Genomic DNA, 15,046 nt, shown 5'->3' with positions numbered 1-15,046 from the left:
TGATTTCGGGTTCGTTGCGCGACGATCATCGTGCGGGTAACGTTCCGCGGATTTGTCACGCGGAGGAATTCGTTAAGGAGAAATCACGAAACTTGCGGCCGGAGAAAAGGACAGAGCCCGCCCGGCCAAACGGAGGGGGGAAGTTGGCGGGGCGGGCTCTGCCGTTGAAGGGTATGTCGTCAGCGGCCCACGTTGGCCGGGTGGCCGATGGACAGACCGCTCTCGACGTCGAAGAAGTGCAGGTTGTGGGTGTCCACGACCAGTTCGATGTTCTGGCCGGGGCGCACGTGGCTACGGGCGTTCACGCGCGCGGTCCACAGCGACTTGTCGCCGGACAGCGGCAGCGCGGCGGCCTCTTCCTCGTCACCGTCGTTGGCGGCGGCGACAGTGTCCTTGTGCTCCACCGGCGGGGCGTCGATGGTGAACAGGACGTTGATCTCGGAGCCGAGCTCCTCGGTCACGTTGGCCTTGACGGGGATGCGCACCCAGCCGGCGGAGGCGCCGTTGGCGGCGACCGAGTCCTCGAAGTCCGAGGGGCGGATGCCGAGGATGATGCGCTTGCCGATGTAGCGGTCGAGGCCGACCTTCTCGGAGAACGCCGAGTCGGGGACGGGCAGCTTGTAACCGGCGAAGGACACGGCCGCACCGGCGCCGTCGCGGACGAGCTCGGCGTAGGCGAAGTTCATCGAGGGGGAACCCATGAAGCCGGCGACGAACAGGTTGACCGGCTTGTCGAACAGGTTCTGCGGGGTGTCGACCTGCTGGAGGATGCCGTCGCGGAGGACGCAGACACGGTCTCCGAGGGTCATCGCCTCGACCTGGTCGTGGGTGACGTAGACGGTGGTGACGCCGAGGCGCTCGTGGAGCTGGTTGAGCGAGGCGCGCATCGACACGCGGAGCTTGGCGTCGAGGTTGGAGAGCGGCTCGTCCATGAGGAAGGCCTGGGGCTCACGCACGATGGCGCGGCCCATCGCGACACGCTGGCGCTGACCACCGGAGAGGGCGGCCGGCTTGCGCTTGAGGTACTGCTCGAGGCCCAGCATCTTGGCGGCCTCGTTGACGCGCTTCTGGATCTCCGGCTTGCTCATCTTGCGGAGCTTGAGGCCGAACGCGAGGTTCTCCTCGACCGTCATGTGCGGGTAGAGGGCGTAGTTCTGGAACACCATGGCGATGTCGCGGTCCTTCGGCGGGAGGTGGTTCACCACCCGGTCGCCGATGACGATCTCGCCGCCGCTGATGTCCTCGAGCCCGGCGATCATGCGGAGTGCGGTCGACTTGCCACAGCCCGAGGGGCCGACGAGAACCATGAACTCGCCGTCTTTGATCTCCAGGTTGAGGCCGTTCACGGCCTTGACCCCGCCCGCGTAGATCTTGTCGACGGCCTTCAGAACGATAGATGCCATGCCAGTCCTTCGCGCTCCGGAAGGCACGCGCGAACCCCGGCGCCGCCTCCCCATTGAGGGAAAAGTGGATACGTTTTCATGCATCTCACCCGAACCGGACATCTGTGTCAAGCGACTCGCCCGGTTTCTGCTCGTCATCGTGTGTCGCGTTATCGTTCCGAGACTGGCCGTGACGATGGAAAGATGATGGAATCGTTTCCATGAGCACTCCTGGACCGCGCCGGATCACCATCAAAGACGTCGCCGAACTGGCGGGAGTCGGGGTCGCGACCGTGTCGCGGGTGCTGTCGGGCGGGTCGGCGAGCGCGGAGACCCGGGAGCGGGTGCTCGACGCCGCGACCAAGCTCGACTACCGGCCCAGCGCCCTGGGTCGCAATCTACGTCAGCAGCGGAGTGGCGGGGTCGCCCTGCTGGTGCCCGACATCACCGACGGGTTCTACGCCCGGCTGTGCGACGGGGTGCTGTCGTGCGCGCGGTCGTACCGGGAGCCCGTGACGATCGGGGTGACGGGCGACGACGCCGAGCAGGAGGCCGACCTGGTCGGCGGGCTGCTGGAGCAGAGCATGGACCGGATCATCGCGGTGCCGAGCGGGGACGGCGAGATGTGGGCCAGCGCGGTGCGGGCCGGGCTGAACGTCGTGTTCGCCGACCGCCGGGTCTGGTCGCCGGGGCAGCACGCGCGCACCCTCGACGAGGTGCCGGCCGTGCTGTCGGACGACCGCTCCGGGCTGCGTACCGCCATCGAATATCTGACCGGGCTCGGTCACCGCAAAATCGGTTTCCTGGCCCGGCAGGGCATGTCGCAGCGGGTGGCGGCGTTCCGCGAGGTGATGGGCGACCTGCTCGACGAAGACCTGGTGGTGTTCGCGCGGGCCAGCCGCGACTCGGCCTACGCCGCCGCGGCCGGGCTGTTCCAGCGGCGGGCCGACCTGACGGCGGTCATCGCCGGGGGGAACATGCTCGGCGAGGCGGCCGTGCTGGCGGCCCGCGAGCTCTATGTACGCATCCCGCGCGACCTGTCGCTCATCATGTTCGACGACGTGCCGTGGGCCGAACTGTGCTCGCCCCCGCTGACGGTCATCGCGCAACCGGCCTCCGACGTGGGCTACCGCGCGGCCGAGCTGGTGTTGCGCCACGGGCGGCGCCCGCGCACGGTGTCGCTGCCGACCGAGCTGATCGTCAGGAGCAGCTGCGGTCCCCGGCGGTGATCACGGTCCGCTGGGGCTTGGCCATGGGCTGTTCCGGGACGACGGGTCCCACGGCCGAGGCGGGCTCCACGAGCTGGAGCTCGACGGTCCGGGTCGCCCCCGCGGCCAGGTCGAGCGTGGTGGAGAACACCGGGTGGCCGTGCTCCATCTCCTCTTTCAGCTCGGCCACCTTGCCGTCGAGGTAGGCCTTCTCCAGCCGCGACCCCGCCGAGGTGAACACCGACACCCAGACCTTCCCGTCGCGGTCGCCGTTACGCAGCGTGGCGGAAATCGTGCTGCCACACTCTGGGGACACCCGATATTCGACGGTACGGTCGAGGTTGCGCCCGATCCCGTCGCCGCCGGCGTCGTTGACGACGACGTACGCGAAGGGCCCGGGGTTCGAGGTCAGCGTCCCGGCGAGCGGGGTGCGTTCGAGCAGGCGCTGCTGCTCGGCGTCGGCCGACCAGATCCGGATGTGGCCCTGGTCGATGACCTTCATCAGGCCGGGCAGCCCGGCCAGGCCCGACAGCCGGGCGAGCGTGGCCGCGTCGGCGCCGATCACCCCGTCGACGGGCAGGCCGTGGTGGGCGGCCCAGATGCGGGCGGCGTACGGGAAGTGCGGCGACCGGTTCGAGGCGGCCAGCTCGCGGGTGGCGGCGGCGCCGTAGCGGGCGGCGTACCCCGCGCCGAGGTCGAAAGGCGTTCCCGAGGTGTCCGGAACCGGGCGCACCGGCTCGACGGTCCAGCCGGTCGGGGCGATCGTGACCACGCCGAACCCGCGCACCACTCCCCCGGTCGCGCGGGCCCGGTCGGGGCTCTGCACGGCGACCAGGAAGCGCCCCCTTAGCCCCGCCAGCGCGGCGAGCGTGTCGACCCGCTGCAGCGCGCCGACCTTGGGCAGCACGGCGCGGGCGGCCTGGAGGTGGGTGACGGCCTGCCCGATCCCGGCCCGGTCCTGCCGCAGCAGCAGTTCGAGGCCCTTGGCCAGGTCGAGCGCGGCCCGCGCGTAGTCGCGGGCCAGCCTGGCCGGTTCGCCGGTGAACGGCAGATGCGCCAGCAGCGCCCAGTCACGCCCTGAGGTGTACCGCGTCGCCGCCTCGGCGCTGCTCCTGGCCTCCTTCACCCGGGCCGCGACCTCGGGCCCCGGCGGGATCAGCCGGGTCGAGTCGGCGAGCTGCCGGAAGGCGGCTCTCGCGTCGGAGAGGTGCCGCCCGGCCGAGACGCCCAGGTAGACGGGCCAGGCCAGGCCGAGCGTGGTCACCGTCAGCGCGGTCGCCGCCGTGGCGGTCCGCAGCCAGCCCCGGCGCTTCCAGCCGACCCGCTGCCACCCCACCCGCGCCCACCTCACGACGGACGCCCGACGACATGCCGCCTGCGGCGGCGCTCCCCGACGAACAACAGCACCCCGGTCAGCGCCAGCCCCGAAACGGCGACACCCAGCGCCTCCAGCGGCGCGCCGGTGAACGGCAGGTCGTCGGAGACGGGACGGTCCGGCTCGACCGCGGGCGGGTCGGAGACGGTGGACCTCTCCCCCGTCACGAAGGTGTCGGCCACGTCGTGGGTTGTCGGCGCTGCGGCGGCCAGACACGTCCACATGAGCCCCACGCAGGCGAGAGCGCGCGCCGCGACCATGGCCCTCCCCGGGGAAGTGCGATTCCGCCCGGAATCGGGCCGGTGCTCTCTTCCTACGAGGACGGCCGCGCGGGCCCGCCGAGCGGCGCGCCCGCATGACCGAAACTTGTGGTGAGCGTCAGAGGTTCTTCTCGATGGCCGCCACGACCTCGGCCGACTCGGGCTCGATCTGGGGGGCGAACCGGGCCGTCACCTCGCCGTCGGCGTTGATGGTGAACTTCTCGAAGTTCCACTTGATGTCCTCGCCGTCGCCGATCAGCGCGCGGTAGAGGGGGTGGCGGTCGTCGCCGTTGACGTCGACCTTGTCGAGCAGCGGGAAGTCGACGCCGTAGGTGACGGAGCAGAACTCCTGGATCTCCTCGTTGGTGCCGGGCTCCTGGCCCATGAACTGGTTGCACGGCACGCCGACGACGGTGAAGCCACGCTCGGCGAAGGTGTCCTGGAGACGGACCAGGCCGGTGTACTGCGGGGTCAGGCCGCACTTGGACGCCACGTTCACGACCAGTGCCGAACGCCCCTGGAGCAGCTCGCCGAGGGTCGTCGCGCTGCCGTCGAGGGTGGTCACGGGGATGTCGAGATTCGTCATGGACCGACTCTACTCAGTGTCACTTTCGTCCCGCTCACCCCGTGGCACCGACCTGAAACCCCAGGCCCGGGGCATTTCCCCGCCATCGGGGCCTCTCTCGTCACGCCCATCGGGCCAGCGCCGGGCCGTCTGATCACCCGGGCTTGGCACGGGGTCGGCAAACAACCGTCCTCGGGGCGTCGAAGAGGCGGCGGCGCGGTCGTCCGGCGTACTTCAATCCGCGCTAGGACACGTCGCGGTGCCCGCCGGGGGTTGGTCTGTTATCCCGGCCGGGCCGCGCGGACCGGTGCGCGCGAGCCATGGGCGTACCGGAAGGGCTTCGAACGACGCCCGAAGCCGCACGCGACCCGAGGACAAGGACCGAATTGGACAGCATCAGCGCACGTCGCGGCACCGTCGCGGCCATGCTCGCCTTCGCCGCGCTCGCCGGGGCCACCCCCGCCACCGCCTGTGTGAACGAGCAGGACGGGCACGCCTGGAAGAAGCGCCCCTCCGTCAAGGCGAGCAGCAAGATGTACGCCCACCGGCTGATCATCCGCCGCGACTGGGCCCGCCGGGAGTTCCGCTGCCTCGACAGCCTGTGGACCCGCGAGAGCAACTGGAACCACAGGGCGCGCAACCGCTGGTCGGGGGCGTACGGCATCCCCCAGGCGCTCCCCGGCGACAAGATGGGCCGGGCGGGCTGGGACTGGCGCGTCAACCCGAGGACCCAGATCCGCTGGGGCATCGGCTACATCAGGGGCCGCTACGGCTCGCCGTGCGGCGCGTGGGGCCATTTCAGGGCTCATAACTGGTACTGAGGGTTAGCACCCTGGTCGGGGCGTCCGCTCCGGAGCAGACTGCCCGGCATGGGTGGGATCGTCGCGGTCTGGCCGCGTCTCGAGGTGAGGCGGCGCGGCCGGTCGCTCCTCGTCCTGGCCCTTCTCGTGGCGTTCGGGACCGCCACCGTGCTGACCGCGGTGGCCGGGGCCCGGCGGGGCGGTGACGCGGTCGACCGCCTGATGGCCGTCACCGCCCCGGCGACCGCGAAGGTCGTGCCCAACGAGGCCGGTTTCGACTGGGCGGGCCTGCGGACGTTACCGCAGGTCCAGGCGGCCACGACGTTCCCCGGCTACATCCCGGTGATCGTGGCCGAGGACCCCGGCGACGACCCGTCGCCGTTCATCGCGGCCGACACCGAGGCGATGACCACGATCGAGCGCCCGGTCGTGCTGGCCGGGCGGCTGCCCCATCCGGCGAGCCCGAACGAGGCGGTGGTGACCCCCGCCTACGCCGCCCGGGGGTTCGGAATCGGCCGCCGGGTGACCGTGCTGCTGCCGACGCCGCGGGACGCGGCGGCCGCGATCGCGGGCGCCAAGACGGGGCCGCCGAGGGGCCCGAGGGTGCCGGTCACGATCGTCGGGGTGGTCAGGTCGACGTGGTACGCCGACCGGCCCGACAGCAGGGGATACCTCATCCCCTCTCCCGGCCTGCTGGCGACGTACCCGAACGAGATCCTGGGCCCGGAACGCCAGGCGCCCCTGAACGGGCTGGTCAGGGTGACCGAGGGCGGGCTGCCCGCGTTGCGGGCCTGGCTGGCCGGGCGCGGCGACGTCGAGGTCGTCGAGCGGGCCGACGCGCTCGCGCACGTGCGCCGGGTGATCGGTTTCGAGAGCGGCTGCCTGCTGGTCTTCGCCGTCGCGGCGTTCCTCACCGCGATGGTCCTGGCCGGACAGGCCGTCTTCCGGTACGCCACCACCTCGGCCGCCGACCTGCGCCTGCTGGCCGCAGTGGGGATGACCCGGCGTCAGGCCGCCGCGACGACCGCCATCGTCGTCGGGCCGGTCGCCTTCCTGGGCGCCGGGGCGGGCGTCGCCGTGGCGGTCGTCGCGTCGCGCTGGCTGCCCTACGGCACCGCCGCCCTCTACGAGCCCTCCCCCGGCATCGACGCCGACCTGCTCGTGCTCGGCCTCGGCTGGCTGGCCGCGACCGCGCTGACCACGGCGGGCGCGGTGGCGACGACGCTGCTCTCCGCGCCGGGCGCCACTCCGCGCCCGTCGGCGCTGACCCGGCTCGCCCTGCCGGTGCCGGTGACGACCGGCCTGCGGTTCGCGCTCGACCCGGGGAACACGGTGGCCCTGCTGGGTTCGGTCACCGGGGTGCTCGGGGTGATCGCGGCGGCGACGTTCTCGGCCGGGGTGGCCGACGCGGTGGCCCGGCCCGAACGGTTCGGCCAGACCTACGCGCTCCAGGTGGTCTTCGGGTTCGACGGCCGCGAGTTCACCGCGCCCGCGCCCGTGCTGACGTCGATCGCGGCCCTGCCGGGAGTGGCCGGGGTGCTGGACCTCCGGGTCGCGTCGGGCCGGTCGGGCCAGGTCAGCGTGGTGACCCACACCTACGACCCGGTGGGGGCGCCGATGCCGCTCGTGCTGACCGAGGGAGGTCCGCCGCGCGCGGAGGGCGATGTGGTGCTGGCCGTGACGACCGCCCGCGACCTGGGCGTGAGCGTCGGCGACCGGGTCCCGCTGACCGGCGACTCGGGGACCGTCCTGCTCCGGGTCACCGGCCTTGGTTTCGCGGTCGAGAGCACCACGAGCGGCTACGACACCGGCGCGTGGATCACCCCCCGCGCCTACGACGCGATCTTCACCGGCTTCAAGGAGCACGGCGGGCTGATCTACCTCGAACCGGGCCGCGACCCCGCGTCGGTGCTCTCCGGGGTCACCGGCCCGCTGCTGGTCTTCCCGCCCTTCGACCCGCCGCAGCGCGCCGAGATCCGCAACGTCGCGGTGCTGCCGGTCGCGCTCGGGGTGTTCCTGACCGTTCTGGCGCTGGGCGCGACCGCGCACGCCCTGTTCACCGTCGTCCGGCGCCGTACCCGGGACCTGGCGGTGCTGCGGGCGCTGGGCATGACGCCGGGCCAGGCGCGCGGTGTCGTGGTGGTCCAGGGGATGGTCATCGCGGTGATCGGGCTGGTCGCGGGGGTGCCGCTGGGGCTGGCGCTGGGCCGGCTGCTGTGGCGGGTCGCCGCCGGGATCATGCCGATTCAGTATGTCCCGCCGACGGCCTCGCTGATCTGGCTCGCCCCGGTGGTGCTGCTCGCGGTGCTCGGGCTCGCGCTCTCCCCCGGCCGCCGCGCCGCCCGTCTCTCCCTGGGGTCGGCGCTGCGGGCCGAATGATCGTCAGCCGGTACGACCGGCGAGCCGCCCCGCGATGGCCGCGATCAGCAGATCGAGCCCGAAATCGAATTCGGCCTCGTGGTCGCAGGCCGACAGGTGGGGCGCGAGCGCCCCGATCTCGGGGAACAGCTCCGGGTCGACGTCGCCCGGCCGGACCGTTCCGTGGACGGGCGCGAACGTCGGGGTCACCCCGACCTCGCGGAGCAGCGACCCCACCACGTAGGCGATGAACACCCGGAAGATCTGCACCGCCTCGCGCTCCCCGAACCCGGCCCCGCGCAGCGTCGACAGGGCGCGTTCGACCGGCAGCATCCCGGCCGCCGACTTGAGCTGGCGGCTCACCACGACCATGGTCGAGCGGGGATGGGAATGGGCGATCTGCCGGAACGCGCGGGCCTGGAGGCGGACCCGGTCGGTCCAGGGCGCGGCCGGGTCGTCGGTGAACTCGACCTCGGAGAGGATGCTCTCGGACACCCCGTCGAGCAGGGCCGACTTGTTCGGCACATGGTTGTAGAGCGACATCACGCCGACCCCGAGATCGGCGGCGATCCGGCGCATCGAGACGGCGTCGGCGCCCTCGCGCTCGATGAGGTCGATGGCGGCGGCGATGATCCGCGGGCGGTTCAACGGTGGCACGTGACCAGTATTGACCGGCGGTAAGCTGCGTGTCACTGTCGAGACGTACAGCGTACGTACGGGAGGCCCACACGTGTCGACGCACGAGCTCTACACCATCCCCGCGGAACTGCGCACCTGGGACGTCCAGATGACCGGCTCGGCCCGGTTCACCTGGGAATACGACGAAGGCCGTGACCGCATGCTGTCCCTCTACCAGAAGGGGAAGGACAAGCAGTGGGACACGGTGAAGCGCGTCGACTGGGGCCTGGAGGTCGACCCCTACGACGTCCTCGGCATCCCCGACGAGACCATCGCGATCTACGACTCCCCCCTGTGGCACCGCATGGACGACCGGACCCGCAAGGAGGTCCGCCGCCACGGCGCCGCCTGGCAGTTCTCCCAGTTCCTCCATGGCGAACAGGGCGCGATGATCTGCTCGGCCCGCATCGTCGAGTCCGTCCCCGACCTCGACTCGAAGTTCTACGCCGCCACCCAGACCATGGACGAGGCCCGCCACGCCGAGACCTACGCCCGTTTCCTCCAGGAGAAGGTCGGCCTGGCCTACCCGATCAACCCCCACCTGAAGTCGCTGCTCGACTCGACCCTGGGCGACTCCCGCTGGGACATGCCCTACCTGGGCATGCAGGTGCTCATCGAGGGCCTGGCCCTGGCCGCCTTCGGCGTCATGCGCGACATGACCACCAAGCCCCTCCCCAAGCAGATCCTCGCGTACGTCATGCAGGACGAGGCCCGCCACGTCGCCTTCGGCCGCATGGCGCTGCGCGACTACTACGCCGGCCTGTCCGACGCCGAACGCCGTGAGCGCGAGGACTTCGTGATCGAGGGCTGCTGGCTGATGCGCGACCGCCTGCGCGGCTCCGAGCAGTGGGAGGCCCTGGGCCTGTCGAAGGCCGACCAGGAACAGGCCAACCGGCTCGTCGACGAGTCGCGCTACCTGCGCCTGTTCCGGTCGCTGCTGTTCAGCCGCATCGTCCCGTGCGTGAAGGACATCGGCCTGTGGAGCCCCCGCCTCCAGCAGGCCTACGTCGACATGGGCGTCCTCGACATGGCCGGCCAGAACCTCGACGACCTCATGCGCCAGGACGAGGAGATCGCCGAGAAACTCGACGAGGAACGCTTCGTCCAGGAAGAGGCCGAACGCGCCGTCGAGGTCGCCGAGACGATCGCCGCCGCGTCGGCCGACTAGCGCCGGACCACCACCTTGCCGGTCGACGACCCGGCGGCGACGAGTTCGTGGGCCCGGCGCAGCCCGGCGGCGGTGAAGTCGGCGATCTCGGTGCCGATGGTCGAGCGCAACCGCCCCGAGTCGAAGAGGGCGGCGGCCTCGTCGAGCAGCCGCCCCTGCGAGCCCATGTCCGGGGTCTGGTAGATCGCGTGGGTGAACATGAGCTCCCAGTGCCAGGCGATGCTCTTCGACTTGAGCGGGAAGACGTCGACGTGGTGGTCGTCGATCGCCACGACGTGCCCGAACGGCTTGACGATCTCGGCGTAGGTCTCGATGTTGCCCTCGGAGAACGGCGAGAACAGGAACTCGGCGGTGTCGGGCGGCACGTCCTTGACCGACCCGACGGTCTCGTCGGCGCCCAGGGCCAGCACCCGGTCGCGGCTGTCGGGCCCGGAGGCCGTGCCGATCACCCGCAGTGACGTGAGCCGCTTGGCCAGCTGCACCAGCATCGAGCCGACCCCGCCGGCCGCGCCGACCACCAGGAGCGTGCCGGTCGTCCCCCGGTGTGCCCCGAAGTGGGTGAAGAGCGACTCCCAGGCCGTGATCGTGGTCAGTGGCGCGGCGGCGGCCTCGGCCATCGAGAGGTTGTCGGGCTTGTGGCCCGCGATCCGCGAGTCGACCGCGTGGAACTCGGCGTTGGTGCCCTGCCGGGTGATGTCACCGGCGTAGTAGACCCGGTCGCCGGCCGCGAAGCGGCGGACCTCGGGCCCGGTCTGGACGACGGTCCCGGCGGCGTCGTATCCGAGGATCTTCTGTTCGTCCCCGGCACTCGCGGCGACCTTGACGTCGACCGGGTTGACCGAGACGGCCTCGACCTGGACCAGGACGTCGTGGGGGCGCAGGGACGGCGGCGGCACGTCGACGTCGACGAGCCCGGAGCCGCTGGTGGCGATCGCAGCCATTCGCGTCATACACAGCACGCTAGGTTCCCGACGGTCAGACCGGGGCAAAGCGGGCTAGAAGACCACGTAGACGAGCGCTCCGGCGACCGCCGCCAGCACCCCGATCCAGACGATCAGGGCGTCCCCGCCGTGCTCCAGCGGGCGCTTCTCGTGCAGGGCCTCCTGCACCCGGCGGAAGCGCTGACCCGTACGGGCCAGCAGCACCGCGCCCAGCAGGGCCGCGACCCCGAACAGCGCGATCGCCACGGGGTGCCCCGAGGCGCGGGCGACCACCCCCGCCCCGCCGAGCCCGAAGGTCGCCAGCGCCGCGGCCGAACGGACCCAGGCCAGCCGGGTGCGTTCACTCTGGAGGCCGGGGTCCCAGCTCTCACCCGACAAGGATCAACACCAGCGCGAGCACGGCGACCCCCGCGACCCCGTACGCGAACAGGGGCGCGAGCCTCGGCGGCGGGAGGGGTTCGGCGTTGCGCAGCGCCGACTGGACCTTGCGCCAGCGCGGATACGCGAACGCCGCCGCCACGGCCGAGAGCAGCACGAGGACGACGGCGAGCGTGGTGCGGACCCACGGGACGAAGAGGTGCGGCGGGACCGCCGCCATGGCGACCCCTCCGGCGCACAGCGCCAGAGCGGTGCTCAGCCAGGTCAGGAAGGTACGTTCATTTGCCAGGGTGAACCGGGGGTCCGGTTCGTCTCCGTCCATGGCAAAAAGGATATTTCACCACAATTCTGGCATGAGATGCCGGAAAGCTACTCCCCGGAGGCGCAGGCCGCGCTGAGCGTCTCGGCCCACTGGAGCGAGTCGGTGGCGAGCTTCTGCAGGGCGTCGACGGCGTCGTTGGCGTCTTGGACGTCGAACGCGTTGAGCTTGGCGGCGACGTCGTTGGCCGCCTCGGACAGGGTCGTGTTGGCGGCGTCGTTGGCCAGGGTCTCCAGCTTCTTCGCCCCGTCGGCCAGGGCCGTCTCGACGGCCTGCGGGTCGCTCGCCAGGCCGGTCACCTTCTCCACCGTCTCGGTCACGATGCCGACGGCCTGAATACACTGCTGCGTCTTGTCGATCGCACCAGTGATCTCGTTGATCTCACCACACCCGGTGAGCAGCACGAGCGACAGCGGGACTACGGCAAGGGGGAGGAGTCGCATGGCCTGAACCCTAATGCACGCGAACGTGGCCTAAGCGCCCCATCACAAAGGGGCAGGTCGGAATGTGGCGGGCCGTCCGTCGTACGATCAAAAGCATGGGAATGTGCGAACATCTGCAGGTTGCCGGGGACCCCGCACCGACCTCTCCGCAGGGGTGCGAGGAGTGCCTGCGCGAGGGCACCCGGTGGGTTCACCTGCGCAAATGTCTTGACTGTGGGCATATCGGCTGCTGCGACTCATCGCCGCGCCGGCATGCCACCGCCCACTACAAGGAGACCGGTCACCCGGTGATGCAGTCGTTCGAACCGGGTGAGACCTGGAAGTGGTGCTTCATCGACAACGTGATGCACTAGTCGCGCTCCAGGGTGGCCTCTTCGAAGTCGAGCTCCGACATGATCCGGCGCAGCACCTCGTCGTCGATCCTGCGCTGGTCACGGAGCCGGATGAAGACCGCCCGCTCGGCGGCGAGCATCTCCCGGCGCAGTCGCCGGTAGACGGTCGCGGGCGTCTCCTCGCCCTCGGGCCCGGTGCCGCCGCCGAGCCGCTCCCAGGCCATGCGGGCCACCCGTTCGGAGCGGTCGCGCAGGCCCTGCACGACCTCCTCGTGGATGTCCAGCACGCCTTCTGCCACCAGTTCGTCGAGCCTCGCGGTCGCCGCCGCCGCGGCCGCCTGCTGCGCCGCGGCCTCCGACAGGTCGTCTTCGAACCGCTCGCGCTCGTTGGAGATGCCGAGCCTGCGGATCAGCCAGGGGAACGACAGCCCCTGGACGACAAGGGTGCCGATCACCACCGCGAAGGTCAGGAACACCAGCAGATCGCGCTGCGGCACGTCGGCCGGCAGCGCGAAGGCCGCCGCCAGGGACACCACGCCCCGCATCCCGGCCCAGCTCAGCGTGACGACGTTCTGCCAGGGGACCTTCTTCTCCCTGGCGCGGATCTTCTTGGACAGGATTCTCGGCAGCAGGATGCCCGGGACCATCCAGACCGCCCGGCTCAGCACCGTCACCAGGAACAGCACCAGGGCGTACATGCCGACCGTGACGGGGTCGTAGCCTTCGAGCTCCTCGATCAGCAGCAGCAGCTGCAACCCGATCAGGGCGAAGACGATGCCCTCGAGCAGGAAGTCCATGACCTGCCACACGGCGGCCGACAGCAGCCGGGTGCCGTAGGAGGTGCGGCTCATCTGGTGGCCCAGGTAGATGCCCACCACGACCACGGAGATCACGCCCGAGGCGTGCACGACCTCGGCCGCCAGGTAGGCGAACCAGGGCACCAGCAGCGAGATCGAGTTGGCGACCAGGGCGTCTTTGATGCGGGTCAGGATGTAGCCCGCGACGTAGGCGATCGCCAGGCCGATCGCCAGGCCGACCCCCGCCGCGAACAGGAACTGCCCGCCCGCGTTGAGGAACTGCTGGCCCGTGGTGACGACCGCCGCCCCGCTGCCGGCGATCACCCCGATGGCGACCCGGTAGGCGGTCAGCGCGGTGGCGTCGTTGAAGAGGCTCTCGCCGATCAGGACGGTCATGACCCGGCGCGGCAGGCCGAGCTTGCGGCCGACGGCGACGGCCGCGACCGCGTCGGGCGGGGCGACGATCGCCCCGAACGCGATGGCCGCCGGGATCGTCAGCTCGGGCACCAGCATGTAGGTGACCGCGGCGACCACGGCGGTGGTGAACAGCACCAGCCCGATCGACAGCAGCATCACGGGCCGCTTCACGTCGCGAAGCCGCAGGTAGGAGCTGTCGAGGGCGGCCGAATAGAGGAGCGGTGGCAGGAATACGAAGAGCACGATCTCCGGGCTCAGTTCGTATTCGGGCACGAACGGGAGGATCGACGCGATCAACCCGGCGAGTACGAGAAGTAGCGGAACATTCCAGTCCATCCGCCGGGCCAACGCCGAAACGGCGAGGGCCCCGGCGGGGAGGGCCAGCAACTGGAGTACGGTGATCGCTTCCATCAAGCGGTCATCGTACGTCCCTTAGCTCCAGTCACGCCTCTCGTCCACCCCGTGCTGCCCCTCGACATAGGGGCGCGAGACCGGGCCGAGGCCCAGCGGGTCGTTGGGGTCGACGCCCTGCTGTTGCTGCTGGGGCGGCTGCTGGCCGTAGCGGGGGTCGGCGTACTGCTGCTGCTGCGGATACTGCGGCTGCGGCTGACCCTGCTGGACCTGGAACGACGGGTCGGTCGAGTAGACCGGGCCCTGCGCGTAGCCCTGCTGCGGGAACGGGGGCTGGTCGGCCTGCGCGAACGGCGACGGGGCCTCGACGAGGTGGGGCCGCTGCGGCTCGGGGAAGACCGGATACTGCTGCGCGGGCGGCATCGGCGGCAGGTGCTGCGGCATCTGCGGAGGCATCTGCTGCTGCATCGGCGGCTGGTAGCTGCCGGTCTGGTAGAGGTTCGCGTCGGGCTGGTAGGGGTCGGCCTGGTAGGGGTCGACGGCGCCGAACGGCTGCTGCGGCGCCTCGGGCTCGGCCTCGGGCTCGAACTGGTAGGCCGGACGGCCGGGGATCGGCGACGGGAACTGGTAGACCGGCTCGGCCGGCACCGGGCCCTCGAACGGCGGGAAGTCCTGCGGCGGCGGGGCCTGGCGGCGCGGCCGCTCACGCTGCGGCGCCTGCTGGTCGACGGCCGAGAGGCGGTCGCGGCTGGGCGCGCCCCGGGCGACGAGGACGTCGTTGGGCCCCAGCGCGGCCGGCGCCGCCGGAACGGGCTGGCCGTAGGCGGGGGTGGCCTCGGGGTATTCGGGGTAGCCGCCGTTCGGCTCCCACCCGCCGGGCGGCATGGGCGCCTCCTGCGGGAACGGCGGGTATTGCTGCTGCTGCGGCGGCTGGGGGGGCATGGGCGGCATCTGGGCCACCGGCGCCATGTGCTGCTCGGGGGCGGGCGGACGCGAGTACTGCCCCGTGCCCGGGTATTCGCCCGGATAGTCGAGGTCGGGCACCGGGAACGGGCCCGTGCCGGGCTGTTCGGGGTTGCCCGTCGCCTGCCCGGTGGCCTCGGCGTAGCCGACCTGGAGGGTCTCCAGGAGGCGGCCGACGTCGTCCATGGGCATGCGGAAACTGGCGGTGCACATCTCGCCCCGCCACAGGCTCAGCACGAGGGTTCCCTCGTGCCAGGTCACCCGCAGAACGCGGTCTTGACCTCGGGCGTCAAAGAAAACCTCGCCGAAGG

Annotated in this window: 16 protein-coding genes; 5 read left to right on the top strand and 11 right to left on the bottom strand. The window is 71.2% G+C overall.

Annotation, left to right across the window (positions count from 1 at the left end; all coding sequences use genetic code 11):
• Positions 1-179 precede the first annotated feature (179 nt).
• The gene (locus tag ACYQ78_RS28070; RefSeq protein ID WP_459803932.1) at positions 180-1,403 is read right to left on the bottom strand and encodes an ABC transporter ATP-binding protein; all 1,224 of its coding nucleotides are present in this window, start codon (positions 1,401-1,403) and stop codon (positions 180-182) included.
• A gap of 200 nt (positions 1,404-1,603) precedes the next feature.
• Here ACYQ78_RS28070 and ACYQ78_RS28065 point away from each other — a divergent pair, with 200 nt between their 5' ends.
• Complete coding sequence (locus tag ACYQ78_RS28065) at positions 1,604-2,611, top strand: LacI family DNA-binding transcriptional regulator (protein WP_459803931.1); 1,008 nt, start codon at positions 1,604-1,606, stop codon at positions 2,609-2,611.
• On the opposite strand, the gene ACYQ78_RS28060 is transcribed toward ACYQ78_RS28065, so the two are convergent.
• From ACYQ78_RS28060 to ACYQ78_RS28050, 3 genes are all read right to left on the bottom strand, one after another.
• Positions 2,583-3,926 (bottom strand): DUF4012 domain-containing protein, encoded by a 1,344-nt coding sequence (locus ACYQ78_RS28060; RefSeq protein ID WP_459803930.1) that lies wholly within the window; start codon positions 3,924-3,926, stop codon positions 2,583-2,585. The two genes, ACYQ78_RS28065 and ACYQ78_RS28060, sit on opposite strands and share 29 nt — an antisense overlap.
• 11 nt (positions 3,927-3,937) lie before the next feature.
• Complete coding sequence (locus tag ACYQ78_RS28055; RefSeq protein WP_459803929.1) at positions 3,938-4,225, bottom strand: hypothetical protein; 288 nt, start codon at positions 4,223-4,225, stop codon at positions 3,938-3,940.
• A gap of 118 nt (positions 4,226-4,343) precedes the next feature.
• Positions 4,344-4,811 carry a glutathione peroxidase gene (locus ACYQ78_RS28050; RefSeq protein WP_459803928.1) on the bottom strand — a complete coding sequence of 156 codons (468 nt, stop codon included), beginning with the start codon at positions 4,809-4,811 and terminating at the stop codon, positions 4,344-4,346.
• A 365-nt stretch (positions 4,812-5,176) separates the two neighbouring features.
• On the opposite strand from ACYQ78_RS28050, the gene ACYQ78_RS28045 reads away from it, so the two are divergent.
• Positions 5,177-5,611 carry an aggregation-promoting factor C-terminal-like domain-containing protein gene (locus ACYQ78_RS28045; protein WP_459803927.1) on the top strand — a complete coding sequence of 145 codons (435 nt, stop codon included), beginning with the start codon at positions 5,177-5,179 and terminating at the stop codon, positions 5,609-5,611.
• A gap of 48 nt (positions 5,612-5,659) precedes the next feature.
• Entirely contained in the window at positions 5,660-7,969 is a 2,310-nt protein-coding gene (locus tag ACYQ78_RS28040; RefSeq protein WP_459803926.1) for an ABC transporter permease, read from the top strand.
• A 3-nt stretch (positions 7,970-7,972) separates the two neighbouring features.
• On the opposite strand, the gene ACYQ78_RS28035 is transcribed toward ACYQ78_RS28040, so the two are convergent.
• The gene (locus ACYQ78_RS28035; protein WP_459803925.1) at positions 7,973-8,605 is read right to left on the bottom strand and encodes a TetR/AcrR family transcriptional regulator C-terminal domain-containing protein; all 633 of its coding nucleotides are present in this window, start codon (positions 8,603-8,605) and stop codon (positions 7,973-7,975) included.
• Positions 8,606-8,678: 73 nt separating this feature from the next.
• Between ACYQ78_RS28035 and ACYQ78_RS28030 the strand changes: the two genes are divergently transcribed.
• The gene (locus ACYQ78_RS28030; protein ID WP_459803924.1) at positions 8,679-9,794 is read left to right on the top strand and encodes a ferritin-like domain-containing protein; all 1,116 of its coding nucleotides are present in this window, start codon (positions 8,679-8,681) and stop codon (positions 9,792-9,794) included.
• Here ACYQ78_RS28030 and ACYQ78_RS28025 read toward each other — a convergent pair.
• The 4 genes from ACYQ78_RS28025 to ACYQ78_RS28010 are packed head-to-tail and all read right to left on the bottom strand — an operon-like array spanning position 9,791 to position 11,875.
• Positions 9,791-10,744, bottom strand: coding sequence for a zinc-binding alcohol dehydrogenase family protein (locus tag ACYQ78_RS28025; RefSeq protein ID WP_459803923.1), 954 nt, complete (start codon positions 10,742-10,744; stop codon positions 9,791-9,793). The two genes, ACYQ78_RS28030 and ACYQ78_RS28025, sit on opposite strands and share 4 nt — an antisense overlap.
• A 45-nt stretch (positions 10,745-10,789) precedes the next feature.
• Positions 10,790-11,113 carry a DUF202 domain-containing protein gene (locus ACYQ78_RS28020; protein WP_459803922.1) on the bottom strand — a complete coding sequence of 108 codons (324 nt, stop codon included), beginning with the start codon at positions 11,111-11,113 and terminating at the stop codon, positions 10,790-10,792.
• Positions 11,103-11,435, bottom strand: coding sequence for a YidH family protein (locus ACYQ78_RS28015; protein ID WP_459803921.1), 333 nt, complete (start codon positions 11,433-11,435; stop codon positions 11,103-11,105). Before ACYQ78_RS28015 ends, ACYQ78_RS28020 begins: the two co-directional genes overlap by 11 nt.
• Positions 11,436-11,482: 47 nt before the next feature.
• Positions 11,483-11,875 (bottom strand): hypothetical protein, encoded by a 393-nt coding sequence (locus tag ACYQ78_RS28010; RefSeq protein WP_459803920.1) that lies wholly within the window; start codon positions 11,873-11,875, stop codon positions 11,483-11,485.
• 62 nt (positions 11,876-11,937) lie between these two features.
• On the opposite strand from ACYQ78_RS28010, the gene ACYQ78_RS28005 reads away from it, so the two are divergent.
• Positions 11,938-12,228, top strand: a complete 291-nt coding sequence (locus tag ACYQ78_RS28005) for a ubiquitin carboxyl-terminal hydrolase 14 (protein WP_459803919.1) — start codon at positions 11,938-11,940, stop codon at positions 12,226-12,228.
• Here the strand turns inward: ACYQ78_RS28005 and ACYQ78_RS28000 are convergent.
• On the bottom strand, positions 12,225-13,832 hold the full coding sequence (locus ACYQ78_RS28000; protein ID WP_459804204.1) for a Na+/H+ antiporter: 1,608 nt from the start codon (positions 13,830-13,832) through the stop codon (positions 12,225-12,227). The two genes, ACYQ78_RS28005 and ACYQ78_RS28000, sit on opposite strands and share 4 nt — an antisense overlap.
• Positions 13,833-13,853: 21 nt before the next feature.
• Positions 13,854-14,996, bottom strand: a complete 1,143-nt coding sequence (locus ACYQ78_RS27995) for a hypothetical protein (RefSeq protein WP_459803918.1) — start codon at positions 14,994-14,996, stop codon at positions 13,854-13,856.
• Between the last annotated feature and the right edge of the window lie 50 nt (positions 14,997-15,046).

The sequence above is a fragment of the Herbidospora sp. RD11066 genome (assembly GCF_054661255.1).
Note: the sequence above shows the minus strand (reverse complement) of the source record. Positions and strands in the feature narration are given on the sequence as shown.